The sequence below is a fragment of the Stenotrophomonas chelatiphaga genome (genome assembly GCF_001431535.1).
GTDB lineage: Bacteria > Pseudomonadota > Gammaproteobacteria > Xanthomonadales > Xanthomonadaceae > Stenotrophomonas > Stenotrophomonas chelatiphaga.
The window spans coordinates 1-24,445 of the sequence record NZ_LDJK01000087.1 but is presented as its reverse complement, the minus strand read 5'-3'; the positions used below and the strand labels follow the sequence as shown (position 1 = coordinate 24,445).

Annotated in this window: 18 protein-coding genes; 4 read left to right on the top strand and 14 right to left on the bottom strand. The window is 68.5% G+C overall.

The features are described from left to right. Positions 1–11: 11 nt before the first annotated feature. The 5 genes from ABB28_RS15920 to gap form a co-directional block, all read right to left on the bottom strand. Complete coding sequence (locus tag ABB28_RS15920) at positions 12–698, bottom strand: HAD hydrolase-like protein (protein WP_057687356.1); 687 nt, start codon at positions 696–698, stop codon at positions 12–14. After that, positions 698–1,873, bottom strand: a complete 1,176-nt coding sequence (locus tag ABB28_RS15915) for a phosphoglycerate kinase (protein WP_057687355.1) — start codon at positions 1,871–1,873, stop codon at positions 698–700. Before ABB28_RS15915 ends, ABB28_RS15920 begins: the two co-directional genes overlap by 1 nt. 213 nt (positions 1,874–2,086) lie before the next feature. After that, entirely contained in the window at positions 2,087–3,454 is a 1,368-nt protein-coding gene (locus tag ABB28_RS15910) for a DUF3999 domain-containing protein (protein ID WP_057687354.1), read from the bottom strand. After that, complete coding sequence (locus ABB28_RS15905) at positions 3,451–6,141, bottom strand: DUF2339 domain-containing protein (RefSeq protein WP_057687353.1); 2,691 nt, start codon at positions 6,139–6,141, stop codon at positions 3,451–3,453. Before ABB28_RS15905 ends, ABB28_RS15910 begins: the two co-directional genes overlap by 4 nt. Before the next feature lie 162 nt (positions 6,142–6,303). Beyond that, entirely contained in the window at positions 6,304–7,308 is a 1,005-nt protein-coding gene (gene gap / locus ABB28_RS15900) for a type I glyceraldehyde-3-phosphate dehydrogenase (RefSeq protein ID WP_057687352.1), read from the bottom strand. A gap of 192 nt (positions 7,309–7,500) precedes the next feature. Between gap and ABB28_RS15895 the strand changes: the two genes are divergently transcribed. The 3 genes from ABB28_RS15895 (at position 7,501) to ABB28_RS15885 (ending at position 9,854) form a co-directional block, all read left to right on the top strand. Next, positions 7,501–8,127, top strand: a complete 627-nt coding sequence (locus ABB28_RS15895; RefSeq protein ID WP_057687351.1) for an OmpW/AlkL family protein — start codon at positions 7,501–7,503, stop codon at positions 8,125–8,127. Between the two features lie 99 nt (positions 8,128–8,226). Beyond that, positions 8,227–9,042, top strand: a complete 816-nt coding sequence (locus tag ABB28_RS15890; RefSeq protein WP_057687350.1) for a S1/P1 nuclease — start codon at positions 8,227–8,229, stop codon at positions 9,040–9,042. An 11-nt stretch (positions 9,043–9,053) separates the two neighbouring features. Then, entirely contained in the window at positions 9,054–9,854 is an 801-nt protein-coding gene (locus ABB28_RS15885) for an MBL fold metallo-hydrolase (protein ID WP_057687349.1), read from the top strand. Here the strand turns inward: ABB28_RS15885 and ABB28_RS15880 are convergent. Then, positions 9,851–10,393, bottom strand: a complete 543-nt coding sequence (locus ABB28_RS15880; RefSeq protein WP_057687390.1) for a hypothetical protein — start codon at positions 10,391–10,393, stop codon at positions 9,851–9,853. The genes ABB28_RS15885 and ABB28_RS15880 overlap by 4 nt on opposite strands. A gap of 1,098 nt (positions 10,394–11,491) precedes the next feature. Here ABB28_RS15880 and ABB28_RS15875 point away from each other — a divergent pair. Then, complete coding sequence (locus ABB28_RS15875; protein WP_057687348.1) at positions 11,492–13,444, top strand: acetyl-CoA hydrolase/transferase C-terminal domain-containing protein; 1,953 nt, start codon at positions 11,492–11,494, stop codon at positions 13,442–13,444. A gap of 223 nt (positions 13,445–13,667) precedes the next feature. On the opposite strand, the gene tkt is transcribed toward ABB28_RS15875, so the two are convergent. The 8 genes from tkt to ABB28_RS15835 form a co-directional block, all read right to left on the bottom strand. Further along, a complete protein-coding gene (gene tkt, locus ABB28_RS15870) occupies positions 13,668–15,668 on the bottom strand; it encodes a transketolase (RefSeq protein ID WP_057687347.1) in 2,001 nt (666 codons plus the stop codon). Positions 15,669–15,979: 311 nt separating this feature from the next. Continuing rightward, positions 15,980–17,302, bottom strand: coding sequence for a dicarboxylate/amino acid:cation symporter (locus tag ABB28_RS15865; protein ID WP_083492058.1), 1,323 nt, complete (start codon positions 17,300–17,302; stop codon positions 15,980–15,982). A gap of 64 nt (positions 17,303–17,366) precedes the next feature. After that, positions 17,367–19,052, bottom strand: coding sequence for a BatD family protein (locus tag ABB28_RS15860; RefSeq protein ID WP_057687345.1), 1,686 nt, complete (start codon positions 19,050–19,052; stop codon positions 17,367–17,369). Between the two features lie 26 nt (positions 19,053–19,078). Beyond that, on the bottom strand, positions 19,079–20,905 hold the full coding sequence (locus ABB28_RS15855; protein WP_057687344.1) for a VWA domain-containing protein: 1,827 nt from the start codon (positions 20,903–20,905) through the stop codon (positions 19,079–19,081). Beyond that, a complete protein-coding gene (locus ABB28_RS15850; protein WP_057687343.1) occupies positions 20,902–21,903 on the bottom strand; it encodes a vWA domain-containing protein in 1,002 nt (333 codons plus the stop codon). The genes ABB28_RS15855 and ABB28_RS15850 overlap by 4 nt, the downstream gene beginning before the upstream one ends. Then, positions 21,900–22,349, bottom strand: coding sequence for a DUF4381 family protein (locus ABB28_RS15845; protein WP_057687342.1), 450 nt, complete (start codon positions 22,347–22,349; stop codon positions 21,900–21,902). The genes ABB28_RS15850 and ABB28_RS15845 overlap by 4 nt, the downstream gene beginning before the upstream one ends. Further along, entirely contained in the window at positions 22,346–23,263 is a 918-nt protein-coding gene (locus ABB28_RS15840; RefSeq protein ID WP_057687341.1) for a DUF58 domain-containing protein, read from the bottom strand. Before ABB28_RS15840 ends, ABB28_RS15845 begins: the two co-directional genes overlap by 4 nt. A 5-nt stretch (positions 23,264–23,268) precedes the next feature. Then, on the bottom strand, positions 23,269–24,288 hold the full coding sequence (locus tag ABB28_RS15835; RefSeq protein WP_057687389.1) for an AAA family ATPase: 1,020 nt from the start codon (positions 24,286–24,288) through the stop codon (positions 23,269–23,271). Between the last annotated feature and the right edge of the window lie 157 nt (positions 24,289–24,445).

Below are 24,445 nucleotides of genomic sequence, written 5' to 3'. Positions count from 1 at the left end.
CAGGGGAAGCCTCAGCAGAGCAGCGTCAGCAACTCCGTCGGCGTCGCCGCCAGCGCATCGGCGCCGGCCTCGCGCAGTTCCTCGGCACCGCCGAAGCCCCACAACACACCGATGTTGCGCAGGCCGTGGTGGCGGGCCCCTTCGATGTCCATGCGGCGGTCACCGATCATCCAGCACTGGCCTGGCTGCAGCGACAAGCGGGACAACGCTTCGGCCACCAGCTGCGGCTTGCTGCTGCGGCTGCCATCGGCGGTCGCACCGATGACCTCGTCGAAACATGCACCGAATGGCAGGTGCTCGATGATGCGCCGCGCATGGGCTTCATTCTTCGCGGTGACCACGGCCAGGCGATGGCCGCGCGCCTGCAGCGCACGCACCACCTGTTCAATGTCGTCGAACACCGCATGCTCCTGCCAGCCTTCGGATTCGAAGCGCTCGCAGTAGTACGCAACGGCCTGCTCCACCTTCGCCGCATCATTGAACAGCGGCGCGAAGCTGGTGCGCAGCGAGGGACCGATCCAGCCGCGCAGCGCCTCCACTGGAGGCGCCGGGTGCTGCATCCGCTCGAACGCGTGGGTGATGCAGCGGGTGATGCCGACCTGCGAGTCGATCAGCGTGCCATCAAGATCGAAGAACAGCGTGTCACGCGCCTCAGCAGGGTGAGGGCCCACGGCCGTCACCCACCGATCCTGCTCCATCACGCGCCCCGGGCTTCGAGGGCCGCCACGGCCGGCAGGGTCTTGCCTTCCAGGAACTCCAGGAACGCGCCGCCGCCGGTGGAAATGTAGCTGACGTCGCCTGCGATATCGAACTTGTCGACCGCGGCCAACGTGTCGCCGCCACCGGCAATGGAGAACGCCCGGGAGCCGGCGATGGCACGTGCCAGCGCTTCGGTGCCCTTGCTGAAGGCCTCGAATTCGAACACGCCGACCGGGCCGTTCCACACCACGGTGCCTGCCTGGTTGATCAGCGCGGCGTAGCGCTGGGCGGTGTCCGGGCCGATATCCAGGATCAGGTCGTCCTCGGCGACATCGGCCAGTGCCTTCACCGTGGCTTCGGCATCGGGCAGGAACTGCTTGGCGACCACCACGTCGGTCGGCAGCGGAATGTCGGCGCCGCGTGCCTTGGCATCGGCGACGATCTTCTTCGCCGTCTCCAGCAGGTCCGGTTCGTACAGCGACTTGCCGACCGGGTAACCGGCGGCGGCGATGAAGGTGTTGGCGATGCCACCGCCGACGATCAGCTGGTCGACCTTGCCGACCAGGCTGGCCAGCAGTTCCAGCTTGGTGCTGACCTTGCTGCCGGCGACGATCGCCAGCAACGGCTTGGCCGGTTCCTTCAGCGCCTTGGCCAGCGCATCCAGTTCGGCCATCAGCAGCGGGCCACCGGCCGCCACCGGGGCGAAACGGATCACCCCGTGGGTGGAGGCCTGCGCGCGGTGCGCGGTACCGAAGGCATCCATCACGAACACATCGCACAGCGCGGCGTACTGCCTGGCCAGCGCTTCATCATCCTTGCCCTCGCCAACGTTCATGCGGCAGTTTTCCAGCAGCACGATCTGGCCCGGCTGCACGTCCACCCCACCGACCCAGTCACGCAGCAGCGGCACGTCGCGGCCCAGCAGTTCGGACAGGCGGCGGGCAACGGGCTGCAGCGAATTCTCTTCGCTCCACTGGCCTTCCTTCGGACGCCCCAGGTGCGAGGTCACCATCACCGCAGCGCCCTGCTCCAGCGCCCGCTTGAGCGTGGGCAGCGAGGCGGTGATGCGCTGTTCGGAGCTGATCTGTCCGTTCTCGATCGGGACGTTCAGGTCCTGCCGGATCAACACGCGCTTGCCGGAGAGGTCGAGGTCGGTCATGCGGACGATGGACATGGGCATTCCTGTTCTGGGGAAAGAAGCGCGCCGCGCGGCGCAGCCCACTATTGTCCCGGCTGCGCAGGCGCACCGCAAACCCCAGGTAGTGACGGCCGCTGGCTGGCGGGTGACGACCGTTGGCTGGTGGGTGACGACCGTTGGTCGTCACCCACCAACGTACCGGTAGTGACGGCCAGCGGCCGTCACTACCGCGCCGTCAGGACCGGGCCGTCATTCCTTGTCCGCGACCGGATGCTGCCGCAGCACGCTCAATGCCAGCCAGCCCACCACCAGCACGCCCAGTACCAGCAGCGCCCACAGCAGCCAGCGCTTCCAGTCGCGCGGTGCCTGCAGTGCAGCCTCCCCCGCCAGTGGCTCAGGGGCGCCTTCCAGCCGCGCCAGGGTGGGCTGCCACGCCGGCCCATTGCGCTGCCGCAGATCATCGATCAGGACGCCGACCGGCGCCTCCTGGCGCACGGCCGTCGCACTGCCCACCGCCAGCGCATAGGGCGCCGCCCCCTGGCTCAGGAACACCAGCACTTCCGGCTGGTAGCCCACGCGCAGGGTGGGCACGGCGGTGGTGGTGGCCGGTTCGGCGACCAGCTTCCAGTACCGGTCGCGGGTCGGCCCCGACAACGACTGCGGCGCGGACTGCTGGGCACTGCCGCCACCGGCCTGCAGCTGGTAGGCCACCCAGGGTGCGGTGCGGCGCTGCCAGTCGGCCGCCGGATCATCGCGGCTGAAGGCCGTCCACTGCACCAGGCTGTTGTCGCGGGTGGATACATCCAGACGACTCACCGGATAGCGGCCGTCCACGGTGAACTCGAAGCTGCCACCGCCCTGCTTCACCGGCTGCAGGGCAACCCACTCCCAGGGAATCGTCGCTGCGGCCGGCGGCAGCTCCGCCAGCACGCCACGCAGCACCGGCAATGCCTGGTCCTGGTTGGGCAGCACGCGCAGGTAACGCACGCTGCGGTCCACGCCGATCCGGCGCTGCAGCAGGCGCTTGCCGGCGCGCTGCAGGTCCACCAGCGGCAGCGCCGCGTCGATCTGCTGCCAGCTGCGCAGGTCGTCGCTGGCATCCACCTGCACGGTGGCCTGCAACGGTTGCTCCTGGGTGTCCCAATCCAGCACCACGGCGGCCAGCGGCTGCTGTCCCAGCACGCTGGCGTCGATCAGCCAGCCGGCGGACCGCGTTGCGCCTGCCGATGCCCCCAGGCGCGCTTCGACCCGCCGCACGCGGCCGTCGCTGTCGCGCTCGGTCAGCAACTGCAGGTCGTTGCGGCTGCGTGCATCCAGCGGCGGCAGCACGAACCAGGGCAGCTCACGCTGCACCGGCGGCTGCGCCAGTGGCTGGTCCGGCGCCAGCAGTGCCGACGGCAGCGCCTGGCCGGCGGCGTTGTAGACCTGCACGTCGGCCAGTTGCGCTGACCACGCACGACGGTAGATCTGCGGCTCCAGGGGGATCCGGTAAGCACCGGACTGCGCGCTGGAAAGACTCAGCGGCCACTGCTCGACGTACTGCTGCCGATGTTCCTGCGCGTGCGCGGCAGCGGGGGCCACCAGCAGGGCCAACAACAGCCCCGTCCACGTTTTCATGCTTGGTTCTCCACGGTCTGCGGCTGGCGCGGCGGCGCCGGCGCGAAGTATCCCACCACGGTACACAACAGCCCGTAGGCGATGAACGAGGCGATGCCGAGCAGGTTGCCCAGATGCTGGCGGTCGACCAGGATCAGCTTGGCCAGCACCACCGCCATCAGCACCGCACCGACCGTCCACAACACGCGCTGGCCGCGCCGTGAGCCCCATACCCAGGCGACCACGCCGAGCACGCTCCAGACCACGGTGAGGCTGGTCTGGGCCAGGCTGGAACCCAGCAGCGCCTCGTTCCAGCGCACCCCGCCCCAATGATGCACGGCGTGCAGGGTCAGGCTGGTCACCGCGATGAAGCCGGCGATGGACAACAGCGGCACGCGGATCCGCTGCAGCGCGGCAGGCGCCTGGCCGATATACAGCCAGCGCGCCGCCAGCAGCAGGATCGCCCACTGCACCAGTTCGGAAGGATTGACCACCGGCAGCCACGGCAGCGGATCGGCGCTGCCCGGGGTGCTGTGCAGGTACAGCCAGACACAGCCCAGCAGGCCGAACAGCACGCTCTGCAGCACCGGCCGTGCCGGATCGAACGCCGAGCCCAGCGGCTGGCTGATCCAGCGCCAGCGATGCAGGGTCGCCACCACCAGCGCGATCCACGGCAACAGCACCACCACGACCTGCCAGCCGCCGGCCATGCCGAAGCGGCTGGCCACCTGCTGCAGTGCAAGCGACAGCACGCAGGGCCACAGCAGCCACCACAGGAACTGCGCGATAACGGCGACCCGGCCGGCGCCCTGGCGCAGCGCATGCAGCGAACGCGTACCGAGCACCGCCATCAGCGCCCACGCCAGGCCGCCATAGCCGGCGAACGGCTGCTCGTGCGTACCCACCTGGGCAATCAGCAGCGGGAAGGCAAACGCGAGCATCGCCAGCGTGGTCAGCCCCAGCACGCGTGCAGGCTGGCGACGATACGCTTCGGCAGCCAGCCAGCCGGTCACCGCGGCGATGATCAACAGGGCATCCGGCTGGTGGCGGTCAGGGACGAAGCGGAAGCATTCGGCCACCAGCCCCAGCAGCCACCACATCAGGCCCCACAGGTAATACACCAGCGCGATGTTGTCGCGGCCGTGCTGGCGGCAGCTCCACGCCGAAGCGAAGCCGGCCAGGGCCAGCAGCAGCACGCCGATCGCGGTGGGGTTGAGGAACATCCGCGCGTCGCCGTCCCAATGGTCGGCACCGGCGACGAAGGCGAACGCGGCGGCGATCTGCAGCAGCGCGCCGCTGATCTGCGGCAGCCGGCGCTGCTGGCGCAGGCCCAGCCAGACCAGGCCGGCGCCTTCCAGCGCGAAAACCGCGCCGGTGACCCGTGCCGACAGCGCCAGCGGCACCGCCAGCGTGGCAAAGCCCACCGCCAGCACCGCGTGCGACTGGGCCAGCACGCGGTACGACGGACGCGTGATCAGCGCGCGGGCAAGTACGGCATACACGGCGGCCACGCCGACCGCGATGCCGGCCAGCAGCATCGGCTGGTCATGCAGCAGCGCGGCCTGCAGCGAGAACGCCACCAGCGGCGTGCCGAACACCAGGCTGCCATCGACCAGGTCGCGTTCCTCAGCCGGCTGGCGGCGCGCATACAGCAGCGGAATCAGCAGGTAGAAGGCGAAGAACAGCACCAGGAACGGCTGCGTGGTGGGCAGGTCTTCCGGGCGGTACTGCAGCACGCCCCATGCGGTGCCGATGCCGAAGGTAAACACGAACCCCAACAGGTTCAGCGCGCGCCACGGGCGGAACCAGGCGATGGCGAAGATGCCGGCGTTGAGCACCGCGTAATAGCTGAAAAGCCCAACGTGGTTGCCGCTGCCGGTGGACAGCCACAACGGGGCCATGAAGCCGGCCAGGATGCCCAGCACCGCCAGCGTGCGCGAGTCCTGCACCACGGCCAGCACGCACAGGCCGGCGACCAGCAGGATGCTGGCGATGAACGCCGGTGCGGGATCGACCAGCCCGTAGATCTTGAACGCCGCGAAGGTGGTCAGCAGCAGCACGCCGATGGCGCCGCCCTGCAGCGCCAGCGCGAACAGGCGGCGCTGGTCGCGCTGCTTCCAGCCGAACACCAGCAGGCCCAGCGCACCGACGGTGATGCCGGCCAGGCGCAGTTCGATCGGCACCTGCAGCAGGCCCTGGTCGCTGACGTACTTGAGCAGCGCCGCCACGCCGGCCAGCAGCACCAGCATGCCGATCTTCACCGGCACGTTGCCTTCGGTGAACCAGCGTTTGGCGCCGGCCAGCAGGCGTTCGACCGGGTTCGGGCCCGACGGCGGCGGCGGTGCGCGGTACACCGGCTCCGGCTGCGCTTCGGGAGTGTCCTGCGCTCCAGGCGGCAGCGGCGGCGGTGCCGCGGGAGAGACGTTGGCCAACGCCCCCGCCGCTTCTTCGCGCTCGATCGCCTCGGCGTGCGGGGCGTGCAGCGGCCAGGGTGCGACGGCGGGAACCGGATCCCACGCGTCATCGACTACCGACGTGCTTTCGCTGACCGCAGCGGAACGCTCGGCCACCGGCGCATCGCGCGCCAGCAGGGCCTGCTCCAGCGCACCCACGCGGCGGCGCAGCCCGGAGATCATCACCAGCGCGATCACCAGCAACAACGGGATGGCCAGCGCCACCAGTACCAGCAGTGCAATCAACGCTTCCATTCAGTCGCTTCCTGGTGGTCTTCCCGCGCCACGATGGCACCGCCGGACCGTGCCATGCTACGGCAAGTCAGGCAACTGCAGGAATCGACCGCCGCGCGGCTGCCGCTGCAACGACGAACCCCGGCCGGGGCCGGGGTTCGCAGGGTCACATGTGGTGCGGAATTACTTCGCCGCGACGACGCGCACCATTTCCAGGCACTTGTTGGAGTAGCCCCATTCGTTGTCGTACCACGACACCAGCTTGACGAAGGTGCTGTCCAGGGCGATGCCGGCTTCGGCATCGAACACCGAGGTGTGGGTTTCGCCGCGGAAATCGGTCGCCACGACCTTGTCTTCGGTGTAACCGAGGATGCCCTTCAGCGCGCCTTCGCTCTGTGCCTTCACTTCGGCGCAGATTTCAGCGTAGGTGGCTTCCTTTTCCAGTTCGACGGTCAGGTCGACCACCGACACGTCCGAGGTCGGCACGCGGAAGCTCATGCCGGTCAGCTTCTTGTTCAATTCCGGGATCACCACGCCGACGGCCTTGGCCGCACCGGTGGACGAAGGAATGATGTTTTCCAGGATGCCGCGGCCGCCGCGCCAGTCCTTGTTGGACGGGCCATCGACGGTCTTCTGGGTCGCGGTGGCGGCATGCACGGTGGTCATCAGGCCACGCTTGATGCCCCACTTGTCGTTGATGACCTTGGCCAGCGGGGCCAGGCAGTTGGTGGTGCACGAGGCGTTGGAGACGATCGCCTGGCCGGCGTAGGTCTTGTCATTCACGCCGAACACGAACATCGGCGTGTCGTCCTTCGACGGTGCCGACAGGATCACCTTCTTCGCACCAGCGTCGATGTGCTTCTGCGCGGTTTCCTTGGTCAGGAACAGGCCGGTGGATTCGATCACCACGTCCACGCCCACTTCGTCCCACTTCAGGTTGGCCGGGTCGCGTTCCTGGGTCAGGCGCACCTTCTTGCCGTTGACCAGCAGGTTGCCCCCTTCCACGGCCACGTCGGCCTTGAAGCGGCCGTGCACCGAGTCGTACTTCAGCATGTAGGCCAGGTAATCCGGCTCCAGCAGATCGTTGATGGCCACGATTTCGATGTCGTCGCCGAAGTTCAGCACCGCCGAGCGCAGCACGTTGCGCCCGATGCGACCGAAACCGTTGATACCAACCTTGATTGCCATGTTGATGAGCTCCTGCGGCCGCGCGCGACGCGGCGGGATGGATAAGGCCCACTAGTCTAGCAAACCGCCCTGACCACCGGCGGCCAGGCCCGCCCGGGGCCCGGCGGCCCGGTCGGATTTGATCCGGATCAAGGCGTTGCAGGCGGGCCCGGCCGAGACTGGCCCCATCACCCCCGCAACGAGACCTGCACCATGCGCATCACCGCTCCCCTGCTGGCCGGCCTGGCCCTCGCCCTGTCATCGGCCGCCGCCCCGGCCATGGCCCAGTCCAAGGGCGACTGGACGCTCTCCGCCGGCGTGCACCAGGTGGCACCGAAGTCCAACAACGGCTCGCTGGCCGGTGGCACGCTGAAGGTGGACGTGGACAGCGACATCAAGCCGACCATCACCGGTGAGTATTTCATCGCCGACAACCTCGGCATCGAGGTGCTGGCCGCGCTGCCGTTCAAGCACGACATCAACATCGCCGGCCTCGGCCGGGTCGGCAGCACCAAGCACCTGCCGCCGGTGGTGACCCTGCAGTACCACTTCAACAGCCAGGGCAAGGTGTCCCCGTTCCTGGGGGCGGGCATCAACTACACCACCTTCTTCAGCGAAGAAACCGGCGGCGCGCTGGCCGGCAGCACGCTGAAGCTCGATGATTCCTGGGGCCTGGCCGCGCATGCAGGCCTGGATTTCGCGATCAGCGAAAAGGCCGCGCTGCGCGTGGACCTGCGCTGGATGGACATCGACAGCAAGGTCAAGCTGGATGGCCAGAAGCTGGGCACGGTGAACATCGACCCGCTGGCGTACGGCGTGTCATACGTCGTCGCGTTCTGATCCGCAGCCCATCGTTCGAGCACGTGACGGCCAGCGGCCGTCACTGCCGAAAGCGTGACGTCCAACCCTGCGCGCGGGGCGCCCGCTAGAATACGCAGGATGAAATTCTCCTCCCTGATCCCGGCCGCTGCCCTGCTGGCAGCGCTCACCCTCGTTTCCACCGATGCCCTGGCCTGGGGCGCCCAGGGCCACCGGCTGGTGGGCCGTGTCGCGGAAACACGCCTCACCCCGGCTGCGCGCGCCGAAGTGGATCGCCTGCTGGCCGGCGAAACCGATCCCACCCTGTCCGGCATCGCGCCGTGGGCCGACCAGTTGCGCGCCAATGATCGGGACCTGGGCCGTCGTTCGGCGAAGTGGCATTACATCAACATGGCCGAAGACGGCTGCGTCTACGATGCACCCAAGCACTGCCCGGACGGCAACTGCGTGGTCGAAGCGCTGAAGCAGCAGACGTTGATCCTGTCCGATCGCAGCCGCAGCGACGCCGAACGTGCGCAGGCGCTGAAGTTCGTGGTGCACCTGGTCGGTGACATCCACCAGCCCATGCATGCCGGCTACGGGCACGACAAGGGGGGCAACGATTTCCAGCTGCAGTTCAACGGGCGCGGCACCAACCTGCATTCGCTGTGGGACAGCGGCCTGCTCAACACCCGCAAACTGGACGACGACGGCTACCTGAAGGTACTGCAGGCGCTGCCGCAACCGTCGCTGGCACGCCGCGTGGACCTGCGCCGGGATGCTGCCGCCTGGGCCGAATCCAGCTGCCGCGTGGCGGTTGAACACGGTGTTTACCCGGCCTCGCGTAAGCTGGGCGACGACTACACCGAACACTATCGCCCCGTGGCCGAGGGCGAACTGCGCATCGCCGGCGAGCGGCTGGCGCAGGTACTGAACAGCGCCCTCGGCCGCCGCTGAGGAGGTGCCGCATGCCTGTCCACGTCCAGTCCTTCTTCCACCACGACAGCAATACCTTCAGCTATGTGGCGCACGACCCGGCCACCGGCCACGCGGCGCTGATCGACGCTGCGCTGGACTACGAGCCGGATGCCGGCGCGCTGTCCGATGCCGCGCTGCAGCCGCTGCTGGACCATGTGCGCGACAACGCGCTGGACGTGCGCTGGCTGCTGGAAACCCATGCCCATGCCGACCACGTGTCGGCCGGGCGCGTGCTGAAGGCACGTTTCCCGCAGGCCACGCTGGCCATCGGCGAAGGCATCCGCGCGGTGCAGGCCACGTTCGCGCCGCGTCTTGCGCTGGACCTGTCGGCGACCCCGGAAGCCTTCGACCATCTGTTTGCCGACGGTGAACGCTTCGCGCTGGGCACGCTGGACGCCCGCGTGATCGCCGTGCCCGGCCACACCAGCGACAGCATCGCCTACCTGATCGACGACGCGCTGTTCCCGGGTGATTCGCTGTTCATGCCCGACAGCGGCACCGCCCGCTGCGACTTTCCCGGTGGCGACGCCGCGCAGTTGTACCGCTCGATCCAGCGCCTGCTGTCGCTGCCAGGGCAGACGCGCGTCTTCGTGTGCCATGACTACGGCGCCGGCGGCCGCGATGTCGCCAACCAGACCAGCATCGCCGAACAGCGCGCGCACAACATCCACGTCCGCGAAGGCGTGAGCGAAGCCGAGTTCGTGGCCATGCGCCAGGCCCGCGATGCCACCCTGGCCGAACCGCGCCTGATGCAGCCGGCAGTAAGGGCCAACCTGCAGGGCGGCGGCTAGGCCCCGCCTTTCTGGCTGCGGACGTACTGACGGCCCTTCACGATTTCGAAAGTGAAGGCGTAGAGCAGGCTGACCGGCACCGGTTCGATCCGCTCGGCGCCGTCGCAATCGGTGGCATCGCGCGGTGCGCTTCCCGCCGGAAAATGGCAGAGCGCGGCAGGCGAGAAACGCCACATTGCCACCGCGTGCTGCGCCGCCTGCAGCAGGGGGCGATTGACCGCGGCCAGTCCCGCTTCGCACTCCGGCCGATCGGCCAGCGGCAGGCTGCGCTCCACCCTGCCCTCGGCATCCACCACCAGCTGCAGGCAGACCCGCGTCGGCGCCAGTTCCTGGCGGGGATCGGCGTTGCCCAGCACCGGTGGCGGTGCGGTGTGCAGCTGGGGCATGCGATACCCCTCCGTTGGGCGAAGGGCGTACACCTCAATGGCGCCTGCGCCGCTGCCATCACGGCGCACCTGCAGCCGCTGGTGATCGACGTTCTCCGCGCGGGTGTCCTGCGCGGCCAGGTGCTCGTGGGTGGCGCAGCCGGACAGCAGCATCGCACCCGCCACGAACACCGACCGCCGCTTCAGGGCAGCGGGCCGTCGTTGTCCAGCGAGAACGTCACCGGGAAAAGCTCTCACAGCATCCAGCATCGGGAATTGCTCGTTAAGAGGCGTCCATGCCTATAAACACCAGACGAAGGCTAGGCTCCTGCTTGAGCGGCAGCATCATTAGCTGCGGCTGTTACCGTGCTGCCGACACCTACGTAACTAGATCGACCGCAGGTTAGACGCGCCCGAAAAATAACACCAGCCAGCTCGGCTTTGTCAAACCTGCAGGCAGCTGCCTCTGGCGTTGATCTCACCATCAGGCGCAAAGCCATAGCATTCGCATCATCTATGCTCGAGCCCAACCCCGCCACGGACCATGCAGCACCGGTTCTCGCACAGTCGTAGGGATAAAGAAACCCGTGAATAGACGCACTGTAGTACCCAGCGTTACAACTTACAGTGGTTGCCGCGAAGTGCTCCGCGATTGCCAGAACGTTTGACGCGGACACTGTCGCTGTCTTGCCATAGGCCGCAACCTGCCTGCCGTTGCAGAAGGCCTTGATGCCAATACCTGGAGCTTTATTCGAGGTCACTGCATCGTTCAGCTGCATAGTGCACTTCACGCCCTCATCAGCGACAGCGACAAATCCGATCGCGTTGATTGCTGCGTCTGAAACGTTATTGCCTGCTCCGTATACATCGCCCATGCTGGAACATCTGGAAACCATTGCACCGGCCACTCCTGGGATGACGCTGGCAAGGGGCGGGGATGTGCAGACCGCTGCGACGCGTGACATATCAGCTTCCTGCGAAAGACTTGCGCTATCTTTGGACCAAGCATTACCAACAGCACATAACTGAACCACCGCAGCGATTGCGGCTATCGGCCTAAAAATCACGTAAGCGTCTCCTTTGGTTTCGAATTCTCATTCTCTTAGCCTCTTCTTCGGCGCTGTAGTAGGTCCTTCGCGCTCTGTCATATAAGAAAACTCCTAACAAGCGAAGTGCAACCGCTCTTCAGGTGCCAAACAGCTCCTCTCCCACTTTCTTATTACGTTCAAGCCCGACATGCTGTAATGCCTTGATAAAGACCAAGGAGCGCGCATGACCGACCACCTGACCGATCTGGATGCGGCCGTCGATTGGCTGCAGGCGCGCGTCGAAGGGGCCGTTCGCATCGGGGCGCCGCTCGCGCTGGGCAAGCCGCATCGGCTGCTCAACGCGCTGTACGCGCGGGTGGAAAAGGACCCGGCACGGCCGCTGCAGATCTATACCGCGCTGTCGCTGAACCCGCCGGTTGCGCGTGGCGATGGGCTGGAGGCGCGCTTCATGGGACCGTTCGCGGCGCGTCATTTCGGCCAGGACGCCGTGCGCCTGGCGTACGCCGATGCGATGGCAGCCGACACCCTGCCGGACCACATCCAGGTGGAAGAGTTCTACATGCAGTCCGGCGCATTGCTGCGCTCGCGGCAGGCGCAGGCCAGCTACACCAGCCTGAACTACACCCACGCCGCCGATGCGGTCGCCCAGCGCGCGCCACATGCCATCGTGCAGAAAGTGGCCCGTCGCGAAGGCAGCAGCCGGTTGTCGCTGTCGTGCAACAACGACATCACCCAGGACACCCTGGATGCGATGGCCGCACGCGGGCTGCCGCGCCCGCTGCTGATTGCCGAAGTGGATCCGCAGCTGCCCTGGCTGGGCGGCAGTGCGGCGGTGGACGAGACCTTCTTCGACCTGGTGATCACGCCGCCCGGTCCGTATCCGGCGCTGTTCGGCCTGCCGCGGCAACCGGTCAGCGATGCCGACCATGCCATCGGCCTGTACGCCAGCACGCTGGTGCGTGACGGTGGCACCCTGCAGATCGGCATCGGTGCACTGGCCGATGCGCTCAGCCACGCGCTGGTGCTGCGCCATACCGACAACGCGCTGTACCGACGCGTGCTGCATGCACTGGATCCGCAGCTGGCGGCGCATCCCCTGGTGGCTGAAATCGGTGGATTGGGGCCGTTCGAAGAGGGCCTGTACGGCTGCAGCGAAATGCTCAACGAAGGCTTCCGCAAGCTGGTGCAGTGCGGGGTGATCAAGCGCAAGGTGCACGATGACCTGGTGCTGATGAAACGGCTGGACAACGGCAGCGCCTACACCGCCGACCACGCCACGCTGGCCGCCGAAGGCGAGTACCTGCACGGCGCGTTCTACCTCGGCTCGCCTGAGTTCTACGAGTGGCTGCGCACCCTGCCCGACGACGAATGCCGCGCCATCGGCATGCGCCGGATCAGTGAGATCAACCAGTTGTACGGCGGCAACGAAGAGCTGGAGCGACTGCAGCGCCGCCATGCACGCTTCTTCAATTCCTGCATGATGGCCACCGCGCTCGGCGCCGCCGTCTCCGATGCGCTGGAAGACGGCCGCGTGGTCTCCGGCGTGGGCGGCCAGTACAACTTCGTGGCGATGGCGCATGCGCTGCCCGAAGCACGCAGCGTGCTGATGTTCCGCGCCGCGCGCGAGGATGCCGGCACCCGCGAAAGCAACGTGCGCTGGAACTATGGGCATACCACCATTCCGCGCCACCTGCGCGATGTGTACCTGGATGAATATGGCATCGCCGACCTGCGCGGACTGACCGACGCCGACTGCGTGCAGGCCATGGCCGCCATTACCGAACAGCCGTTCCAGCAGGCATTGCTGCAGCAGGCGAAGGCCGCGCGCAAGCTGGCGACCGCCGCGCAGGTCGACCCGCGTGCACAACGCAATACGCCGCAGGCCTTGTCGGCCGCACTGGCCGGATTCCGCAGCGACGGCACCCTGCCCGATTATCCGCTGGGCAGTGATTTCACCGAGGTCGAGCAGGTCCTGCTGAAGGCACTCGGCTGGCTGAAATCCCACACGCAGACACGCGGCGCGAAGCTGCGCACGGTGTGGGCCGCGTTGACGCAGCGCGCCGGCGATGGCGATGCGGTGTACCTGCAGCGGATGGGGCTTGAAGCGCCGGCGAACCTGGGCGAGCGCTTGAACGCGCGCCTGTTGCGGCTGGCGCTGGCACGCACGGCCGCCTAGCGGCCGATAGCGCCGAGCGGTGCTCGGCGAGCGCAGCGGTAACGGAGCAACCGCGTGACGACCAACGGTCGTCACCCACCGGGAGCAAGGCAGGAGCGTGACGACCAACGGTCGTCACCCACCAAGGGCAAGGGCAAGGCAGGAGCCGACGGCCAGCGGCCGTCGCTACCGGGCTGGGGCGCAAAAAAAACGCCCCTTGCGGGGCGTTTTCCGTTGCTGCGTATTACAGCGCCCTGGCGGCTTCCACCACGTGCGCGGTGGTGATGCCGAAGTGCTTGTACAGCGCGTCCGCCGGCGCCGATGCGCCGAAGGTGTCGATACCCACCACCGCGCCATCCAGGCCGACGAACTGGCGCCAGAAACCGGTGACACCGGCTTCAATCGCCACGCGCTTGCGCACCGCGTTCGGGAGCACCGATTCACGGTAGGCCGCATCCTGGCGCAGGAACACGTCGGTGGACGGCATGGAGACCACGCGGGTCTTCAGGCCGGCCGCGTCCAGCTGCGCCTTGGCTTCGGTGGCCAGCGACACTTCCGAACCGGTAGCGATCAGGATCACGTCCGGGGTACCGCCTTCGGCATCGGCCAGCACGTAGCCGCCCTGCTCGATCTGGGCGATCTGGCCGGCATCGCGCGGCTGGTGCGGCAGGTTCTGGCGGCTGAACACCAGGCAGCTCGGGCCATCCTGGCGGGTGATCGCGGCCTTCCAGCTGACCGCCGATTCCACCGCGTCGCAGGGACGCCACACATCGTTGTTCGGGATGTAGCGCAGCGAGGCCAGGTGCTCCACCGGCTGGTGGGTCGGGCCGTCTTCGCCCAGGCCGATCGAGTCGTGGGTATAGACGTGGATGGTGTGGGCCGGGATCAGGGCGCTCATGCGCACACCGTTGCGGGCGTAATCGCTGAACACCAGGAAGGTGGCGTCGAACGGCAGGAAACCGCCGTGCAGGGCCAGGCCGTTGGCAATGGCGGTCATGCCGAACTCGCGCACGCCGTAGTACACGTAGTTGGCGTTGGCGTCATCGGTGGCGACTGACTTGCTGGCCTTCCACAGGGTCAGGTTGGAGTGCGCCAGATCGGCCGAACCGCCCACCAGCTCCGGCAGCAGCGGTGCATAGGCTTCGATGGCCAGCTGCGATGCCTTGCGCGAGGCGATGGTCGGGCCTTCCGCCGCCACCTGGGCGATGTAGGCATCGGCCTTGGCGATGAAATCTTCCGGCAGCTCGCCGTGCGAACGACGGGTCAGCTCCTCGGCCTGCTGCGGGTACTGGGCGGCGTACTTGTCGAACTGCTGTTCCCACTCGGCCTGGCGCAGGGTGCCGGTACCGCCGGCACGCCAGCCGCCATAGATGGCTTCCGGGATCTCGAACGGGCCGTATTCCCAGCCCAGTGCCTTGCGGGTGGCTTCCAGCTCGTCCTTGCCCAGCGGCGCACCGTGGCTGGATTCCTTGCCGGCCTTGGCCGGGGAACCGAAGCCGATGGTGGTGCGGCAGCAGATCAGGGTCGGCTTGTCGGACTGTGCCAGCGCGGCGTCGATGCCGGCCTTGATGCTTTCCGGATCATGGCCGTCGACGTCACGCACCACGTTCCAGCCGTAGGCCTCGAAACGTTCCGGGGTGTTGTCGGTGAACCAGCCATCGGTGTTGCCGTCGATGGAGATGTGGTTGTTGTCCCAGAAGCAGACCAGCTTGTGCAGGCCCCAGGTACCGGCCAGCGAAGCGGCTTCATGCGACACGCCTTCCATCAGGCAGCCGTCACCCATGAACACGTAGGTGCGGTGATCGACGATCTCCAGCTCCGGGCGGTTGAAGCGCTGGGCCAGCAGCTTTTCGGCCAGGGCGAAACCGACGGCATTGGCGAAGCCCTGGCCGAGCGGACCGGTGGTGGTCTCCACGCCGGGGGTTTCATGGTGTTCCGGATGGCCGGCGGTCTTGCTGCCGAGCTGGCGGAACGCCTTCAGCTGCTCGATCGGCAGATCGTAGCCGCTCAGGTGCAGCAGGGCGTACTGCAGCATCGAGCCATGGCCGTTGGACAGCACGAAACGGTCACGGTTGAACCACTTCGGGTTGTTCGGGTTGTGGCGGAGATAGTCGTTCCAGAGCACTTCGGCGATGTCGGCCATGCCCATGGGCATGCCGGGGTGGCCGGACTTGGCGGTCTCGACCGCATCGGCGGCAAGGAAGCGGATGGCGTTGGCCAACTGGCGGCGGGTAGGCTGCGTCATGGTTCTATCGGAATCAGGGAGGCGGCCGCGGACGTGCGGGCAAGCCATTGTAGCGCCGTGCCACGCCTGGCGAACTCACGCGGTAACCGGCGGGTCAGCAAGCGGCACGCCCCGCCCGCCCGGAACCGGTAACGCCGACCCATGGTCGGCGAGCGCAGCGGCACGGGGGCCTCCGCCGAGCACGGCTCGGCGCTACCCGGGGCGAAATCGGTACGCCCCGCCCGCCCGGCACCGGTAGCGCCGACCCATGGTCGGCGAGCGCAGCGGCACGGGGCATCCGCCGAGCACGGCTCGGCGCTACCCGGGCGGAGTCAGCGGTCGGTCGTTGCCGCCGCGGCCACCGGCTCGTCCTTTTCGCCCTTGGCCACCAGGGTGGTCAGGGCCAGGTCGCCGGTGACATTCAGCGCGGTACGGCACATGTCCAGGAAGTGGTTCACGCCCAGGATCAGGCCGATGCCCAGCGGGTTCACCCCGACCATCGCGCAGATCATCGCCACCACCGGCAGCGACCCCGACGGCACGCCGGCCGTGCCGATGCCGCCAAGGATGCAGACGGCCATGACCATGATCTGCTGGCCGATGCTCAGGTCCACGCCGAAGAACTGCGCCAGGAAGATCACCGTCACGCCCTCGAACAGCGCGGTGCCGTTCTGGTTGGCGGTCGCGCCCACGGTCAGCACGAAGCGCGACACCTTCTGCGGCAGGCCCATCTCATCGGCCACGCGCAGCGCGGTCGGCAGGGTGGCGTTGCTGGAGGCGGTGGAGAACGCCATCACCGTGGCTTCCTGGGTATCGCGGAAGAACGCCAGCGGCGAGCGTCCGGACAACCACACCGCCACGCCGTAGGTCACCACCATGTGCAGGCCCAGCGCCAGCACCACCACGCCCACATAGGCACCGAGCCGGATCAGCAGCTCGAAGCCGAACAGCGCGGCCAGGTTGAACATGAAGCAGGCCACCGCATACGGCGCCAGGCGGATGACCAGGTTGATCAGGGTCATCGAGACTTCGAAGATGCCCTCGATGGCACGCCGCAGCGGGGCGACTTTTTCATCGTCGGTCAGCACCATGCCGATGCCGAACATCAGCGCGAAGAACATCAGCGACAGGATCGCGCCATTGCTGGACGCGGCTTCCACGATGTTACTCGGCACGATCGACAACAGCATGTCCATGCCCTTGGGCTGGCTGCCGACCCCGGCGACGATCTCCTTCGACCGTTCCAGGTTCTCGGCCAGGATCTGGTTGGCCATGGCCGGATCCACGCCCACGCCCGGCTTGAGCAGGTTCACCAGCACCAGGCCGATCGCCACCGCGATGCTGGACAGCACGATGGTGTACGCCAGGGTTTTCCAGCCGATCCGACCGAGCGCGCGGATGTCGCCCATCTCCGACACGCCCATCACCAGCGCGGAGAAGATCAGCGGCACGATCAGCATGAAGATCAGGTTGAGGAACAGGCCGGAAGCCGGCGTGGTGATGTAGTGCATCAACCACTTCGCCGCGTCCATCAGTGCCGGCGTCTGCGCACCCAACGCATGCACCACCAGACCCAGCACCAGGCCGATGGCGAAGCCGATGCCCATTTTCCAGTGCAGAGGCATCTTTTTCTTCGCGGGGCTGGCTGCTGTCATCGGGTCGGTATCCTGGGAAAGGGGAGTCACTGTAGCAAAGCGCCCCGCGGCCCCGTCTTGCCGATCACGGCGGTGGCGGGTACAGCGGCGGCAGTCCAGTCTGCGTCGAGATTACCGGCGCCGACCAGTGCGGTCCGTCATGGAACGCTTGTTTCAATTCCCGTCGCACGTCCGGAAGCTCACCTTCGCCCGCCCAGCGCGCTTTCTGCAAGGCCTGCAGCGCCTGCCGCTGGCGATCGTCGCCCAATCTGGCCATGACCTGTTCCAGACGCGACACGCCGGCCATCGCACACAGCAACGCCGCCACATCGGCGAAGCTCTCCACGTCCAGAGCGCGACGCAGCTCGGCCACGCGCGGCGCCTGCTGGCGCACGCCGTCGTGTGTCGGCGGCACAGGCCCGGACGGCCGCGTCGGCTGGCCGCGTCCACGCCGCCAGCCCCACCACAGGGTCAGCAGCCACAACAGCAGCAGGCCGGCGGCCAACGCCATCCACGGCCAGGCCTGCCGCGCCTGGGCCGGGGCCGCCTCGAGGGCGGGCGCGTCGTCGCCACCAGGCAACGCGGCATCGGTGTCCAGCGCCTGCGCCGGCGGGGTCGGCTGGCCAGCCCCCCCACTGCCGGCCGCAACCGCCAGGGTCAGTGCGGGAACACCGCTGCTGCGCGCCTGGCCGCTCTTCACGTCCCACCAGCGCATCTGGATGCCGGGCACTTCCAGCGTCCCGGCCGCCCGCGGCACGATGGAATAGCGCCGGGTGATCTTCAGCTGCGGCGAGCCGCCAGTGAAGGTTTCGTCGTACTGCGCCGGCTCGGCGAACACCTGGGCATCGCTGCCGACATCGGGCACCGGCAGGTCGGTGAACTGGGCCCGGGTCGCCCCCACCGCGATCCCTTCGATCTCCAGCGTGGCCGCTTCACCGGCGCGCGCCCGGTCCGGTGCCAGCGTGTAACGCAGGCGCAGGTCGTGCAGCGGCAGCCACGGCTGCGGCGCGTCGACCGGTTGCGCCTGCACCTGCAGGGTCTGGTCGGCTGCTGCCGCGCGCAGCCGGCCATCACCGCGCCCGCCGAAGAAATCATCGAAGAAACTGCCCGCGGTACGCCCGTCGAAGCGCGCACCCGCCACCCGCAGCGGACCGCTGCGTTCGGGAATCAACAGATAACGCCGCTCGGCCACGTTGTAACGTCGTCCGTTGACCTCGCGCACGTCGGTGCGGTCCTGGCCGATCACCTGCAGCGATGCCCCTTCGGGGGTATCCAGCACCAGTGAACCCGACGCCAGCTGCGCGGCGTAGAACAACCGCACCACCACGCCCACGCTCTGCTGCACGTAAGGGCTGCTGTCATCCACTTCGGTTTCGATGAACGCCAGGGCGGTGCCATCGTTGCGTGCCGGGGCGGCCGCGCCCACCTGCAGCTGCAGCGGCTCGGTGAATACCTGGCCGACCTGCAGCGGCGGCACCACCAGCGTGCCGCTGCGCCGGGGTGACAGGGCCACCCCGTGCAGCGTGCGCGTCTGCATGCGGCCGTTGATCCACTCGACCTGGCGGCTGCGGGTCTGGTTGCTGAGTTCGAAATCGGCACCCAACGGCGTCAGCACCGGCGAGGCGGCCGAATCGGACTGGATGTTCAGGGTGACCGTGTCGCCGAGCGAAACCTGGGCGCGGTCCAGCCACGCACGGGTCTGCGCCGATGCGGACTGCGGCACACATGCCAGCACCGCGAACACCGCGAGCAGCCACGGCAGCACGCGCATGAGGGCTGATGGAGAGGCGGTGCGGATCATGGTCCTTCCTGTTTCCTGCGTTCGTTTTCCAGCTGGAATTTGGCGCGCAGCAGATCGCCGGGCCGGTCAGGCACGCGCCGCATCCATGCTTCGACCGCCTGCTGCTGCTCGCGCTGCTGCGGCGTGCGGCCATCGCTGCGTCGTGCCGGCTGCTTGCCGTCCTTGCCGTCCTTGCCGTCCTTGCCCTCGTTGCCCTGCTGCACCGCCTGCTGCATGCGCTGGCGCTGTTCTGCATCGGCGCGCGCCTGCGCCTGGGGATCGACAGGGGGCTGCCGCGCCGCCTCACCTTGTGCCGGCTTGTCTGATGGTGCGCCCGCGGGCGGCGGCTGGGCAGGCTCGCCCGGCTTCGGCGACCCCTTGCCGGTGGACGACGGCTGGCCGGTCGCTGGCGGCTGCGCCTGGCCCTGGCCCTGCGGTGGCGGCTTGCTGTTTCCGCTCTGCGATGGCGGGGACTTTCCGTCCTTCGGCGAAGGCGGTGGCCTGCGTTTGCGCGCGGCATCGACCACGGCCCGGTTGGCCACCGCATCGGGCATGCCCGGGCGCCGGCTCAAGGCATGGTCGTAGGCCTGCACGGCGCCATCGAGATCGCCCTGGCGCGCACGTGCGTTGCCGAGGTTGTACCAGCCTTCGGCGGTCTGCACGCCCTCAAACGTGCGTGCGGCGGTGCTGAAATCGCCGGCGTGGTAGGCCTGCACGCCCTGCTCCAGTTGCTGCTGGCGGCGCTGGTCATCGCGCAGCCAGAGGCCGGAACGGGCACCGGACTGCGGGGCGGACTGCGGGGCGGCGGAGGCGGTGGCCTGCGCCAGCACCGGCGTTGGCTGCAGGCCTGCAGCCCCGATCAACAGCAGCACCGACAGCACCGCGCTGCGCCGCCGGAATGCCAGCAAGGCAAGCAGCATCAGCGGCGGCAGCAGCCAGTAGCCCTGGTCCAGCCACTGGCGCACGCTCCCCTGCTTGCTTTCCCCCACCGAACGGTCGGCGCGCAGCAGATCCAGGGCGCGCAGGTCGGCGGTGTCGCGGGCCAGCCGCTGGTAGCGCCCGCCACCGGCGTCGGCCAGCCGGCGCAGGCTGGCTTCGTCCAGCGCGGCGTTGGCGATCTGTCCGCGGGTGTCCCGGTAGGCCGCGCCGGTCGTTGTACCCAGCCCGATCACCGATACCTGCACGCCCTGGCCGTGCGCCTGGCGCGCGGCGTCGATGGCAGCCGCATCGGCGCTGTCGGTCAGCAGCAGCACCTGGCCGGCGCGCATGCCACTGCGTTGCAGCAGCCGGGTGGCCCAGTCCAGCGCGCGGTCGGTGCGCTGGCCATCGGCCGGCATCACCTGCGGCGACAACGCATCCAGGTACAACGCGATGTTGGCCACGTCATCGGTGAGCGGCGCCACGGTGTAGGCATCGTCGGCGTAGACCACCAGCGCCAGTTGGCCGCCTTCGCGTTGCTGCAGCAGGCTGCCCAGTTTGGCCCGTGCCTGCAGCAGCCGCGACGGCGGCAGGTCGGTGGCGGTGATGCGGGTGGACAGATCCAGCACCACCACCAGCGGTGACTGCGGTTGCAGCAGCGGTTGGGCCTGCTGCTTCCAGCCCGGACCCGCCAGTGCCAGTACGGCCAGCGTCCAACCCAGCAGCAGCGTCCACGGCCAGCGCCGTGCCCCCTTGCGGCTGGCCTGCAGCAGGTGCGGCAACAGGTGGGGATCCACCGCGTGCTGCCAGCGTCCGGCATCACGCCCGCGACGCCATGCCCACAGGGCGATGAGCGGCAGCACGCACAACGCCCACAGCAGCTGCGGACGGGCCCAGTGCAGCGCGGAAAGCAGGTCCAGGTTCATGACCGACGTCCCGGCCACAGCCAGGCCAGTGCACCCAGCAGCATCGCCAGCCCCAGTGCCCAGAAATAGACTTCGTTACGTGGCCGCAGGGCAGGCCCCTTGGCGGTCACCGGTTCAAGCCGATCCAGTTCGGCATAGATGCCGGCCAGCTCGGCGGTGTCACGTGCGCGGAAGAAGCGCCCGCCGGTGCGCTCGGCGATCTGCCGCAGCGTGGCCTCGTCGACGGGATCCTGGCCCTGGCCGAGGTCCATGCCGAACAGCTTCATGCCGCCATCCCCACCGAAGGCCACCGGGTAGACCCGCACCTGTTCGGTGGCCGCCAGCTCCGCCGCACGCAGCGGGGACAGCACCCCGGCATTGCTGACGCCGTCAGTCAGCAGGATCAGCACGCGCTGGCCTTCGGGCTGGTCACGCAGGCGTTTGACCGCCAGTGCGATCGCATCGCCGATGGCGGTTTCGCGGCCGGCCAGTCCAACGACCGCATCGCCGAGTTGTTCGCGCACGCTGGCCAGGTCGGCGGTGATCGGGGTCAAGGCATAGGCACGGTCGCCAAATACCAGCAGGCCCACGCGATCGCCGGCACGACGGTCCAGGAAATCCGCCAGCACCGCCTTGGCGGCGACCAGCCGTTCCACCACCTGCCGACCGAGCACCATGTCCGGTTCACCCATGCTGCCGGACACGTCCATGGCCAATATCAACTGCCGCGCCTGGGTGGGCGGACTCACCGCTTCACCGAGCAGCTGCGGACGGGCCAGCGCCACGCACAGGCAGCACCATGCCAACCACAGCAGCAGGCGATGGACGCGTGCGCCATCGTGGCCGCTGCCACCGGCGATCTGCTGCAGCTGCTGCGCCGACCACGGCACGCGCAGCGCGGCGCCTTCCGATGCCACGCGGCGTGGCCACCAGCGCATCAGCCACGGCAACGGCAGCGCCAGCAGCGCCCACGGCCATGCCAGCAGCAGGTCCGGCCACGGCCAAGCGGGAAGGGTCATCGCGTGCGCTCCCGCAGCAGCGCGACATACCGCGCGCGCGCCCAGCGTCCGAGCGTTGCCAGCTGCGCTGCATCGATGGCGGGCTGGTAAGCGCCCTGCAGCAGCAGCGCGCGTTGCGCCGGCGCAAGCGCATTGGCTGGATCAAGCACCTGCAGCCACGCCTCCCCCTGCAGCAGCTCGCTGCCGGCGCGGTTTGCGCGGGCGGCGCGACGCAGCAGCTCCACCAGCGCGGCAAGCCGCAGCGGCCCTTCGCCCGCCGCCTGCAGCTCAGCATCGAACTGCCGCTGCCAGGCCCGTTCGCGGCGTAGCCGGCGGGCGCGCAGCAGCAAGGGAATCGCCACCAGCAGCAGCACCACGGCGGCGACAAGCCACCAGCCGGGCGCAGGCGGCCACAGACTGGGCGCCGGTGGCAGGTGCACGTCACGCAGTGGCAGGTTGGTGCTCATGCCACCACCTCGCGCACTGCAGGGGCCAGCCAGCCGGCACTCGGCGCATCGGTGGACATCACATGGGCGGTGACCCGGCGCGTGGCGAGGCTGTCCTGCAGCTGCTGCAGCGGCGTGGCGAAATGGTCCTGCCAGTGCGCGCGCACCTGCGGACTGCGCAGGTCGACCCGCACGCGACGCTGTTCGGCAAGGAAATCGAGTGCCTCGGTGGGCGGCTGCAGCTCCAGCGGATCCACCAGCAGCACCACGTCGACCTGGTGATGCAGGGCCAGCCCGGACCAGCGCGCGAGCGGCACCGCGGCGGCGCGCAGCGGGTCGGCCAGCACCAGCAGGCGCGCGCCCGGCCGCAGCACGCGCGTGGCCTGCTGCAGCGCGTGCTCCAGCCCGGCGTCTTCGGCCGGGGGCGCGGCATACCAGCGGCCCAGTGCATCGAGCACGCGCAGCACGCCACGGGTTCCGCCGGCTGGCGGAATCGGGGCCTCGTGCAGGCTGCCGCGCAGCGCCGCGATGCGGTCACCGCGCCGCTGCGCTGACCACGCCGCGACCGCGCCCACGCGTGCGGCCTGTACCGATTTGAAGCGCGTACGCGTGCCGAAGTACAGGGCCGGATCGGTGTCGGCGACGATCAGCGTGACCCGCTCGCGTTCGGCCTGGAACAACTTGGTATGGGTGCGGCCACTGCGTGCGGTCACCCGCCAGTCGATATGCCGCGCGTCATCGCCGGCGACATACTCGCGTGATTCGGCGTACTCCATGCCACGCCCGCGCAGTGGCGATGGCGCTTGGCCGGCCTGGCCGATGCGTCCACGCTTCGGCGCCGGCGGGCGGATCGCCGTGCCGCGCAGCGCCACCAGTTCGGCCAGCGTGGGGACCAGGCCATCGCCGTGCAGCAGGTCGGGGGAATCAACGGCCATCGCGGTCAGGGGGCCGGCACCTTGGCCAACAGCTCCTGCACCAGCCGTTCGCCATCCCAGCCTTCCGCGAGCGCCTCGTAGCTGGGCAGCACGCGGTGGCGCAGGACGTCAGCGGCGATCGCGCGTACATCGTCGGGGGTCACGAAGTCACGCCCGGCCAACCAGGCGCGCGCGCGCGCGCAGCGTTCCAACGCGATCGAGCCACGCGGGCTGGCGCCCCAGGCAATGCGCCGCGCCAGCGCGGCGTCGTAACGGGCCGGCTGCCGCGAGGCCAGCACCAGCTCCACCAGATAGCGTTCCAACGGCGGCGCCATGTGCAGGTCCAGCACTTCCCGGCGCGCCTGGTGGACGTCTTCCAGCGGCATCCGCCGCGGCGGCTCCGGTGCCGCGTCCAGCGCACCGCGCGCGCGTTCACGGGCCAGTCGCAGGATCTCGGTCTCGGCGCCTTCGTCGGGGTAGCCGATGCGGACATACATGAGGAAGCGGTCGAGCTGCGCTTCCGGCAGCGGGAACGTGCCTTCCTGTTCGATCGGGTTCTGCGTCGCCATCACCAGGAACAGCGGCGGCAGCGCGTAGGTATGGCGGCCCACGGTCACCTGGCGCTCGCCCATCGCTTCCAGCAGCGCGGACTGGACCTTGGCCGGGGCGCGGTTGATCTCGTCCGCCAGCAGGATCGGGTGGAAGATCGGACCGGGCACGAACTCGAAGCGGCCCTCCTGCGGGCGCCAGATTTCGGTGCCGGTGAGGTCGGCCGGCAGCAGGTCCGGAGTGAACTGCACGCGGGAAAACTCAGCGTCCAGGCGACTGGCCAGGGCGCGGATGGCGGTGGTCTTGGCCAGCCCGGGCGCGCCCTCCACCAGCAGGTGGCCATCGGCCAGCAACGCGATCAGCAGGCGTTCGACCAGCTCGGCCTGGCCGACGATTTCACTGGACAGCGCAGCGCGCAGGGCCTGGAAGTCAGCATGCAGGCGCGAGGCATTGCTGCCTGCGGTGAGGGTGGGGGGAACGGCGGGGATCTGATTCATCGTGCTTGGACCAGCACCGGTGGATTCCGGTTCCCCATCATCGCAGGGGTCGGTCATGAATGTGATCAAGATTGGATGAACAGTGGATCGAGCGGTGATTCCCCTCGCGGCTGGCGTTCTGGAGTTGCAACTGGGGGTGGGCCGGGCGATGGGGCTG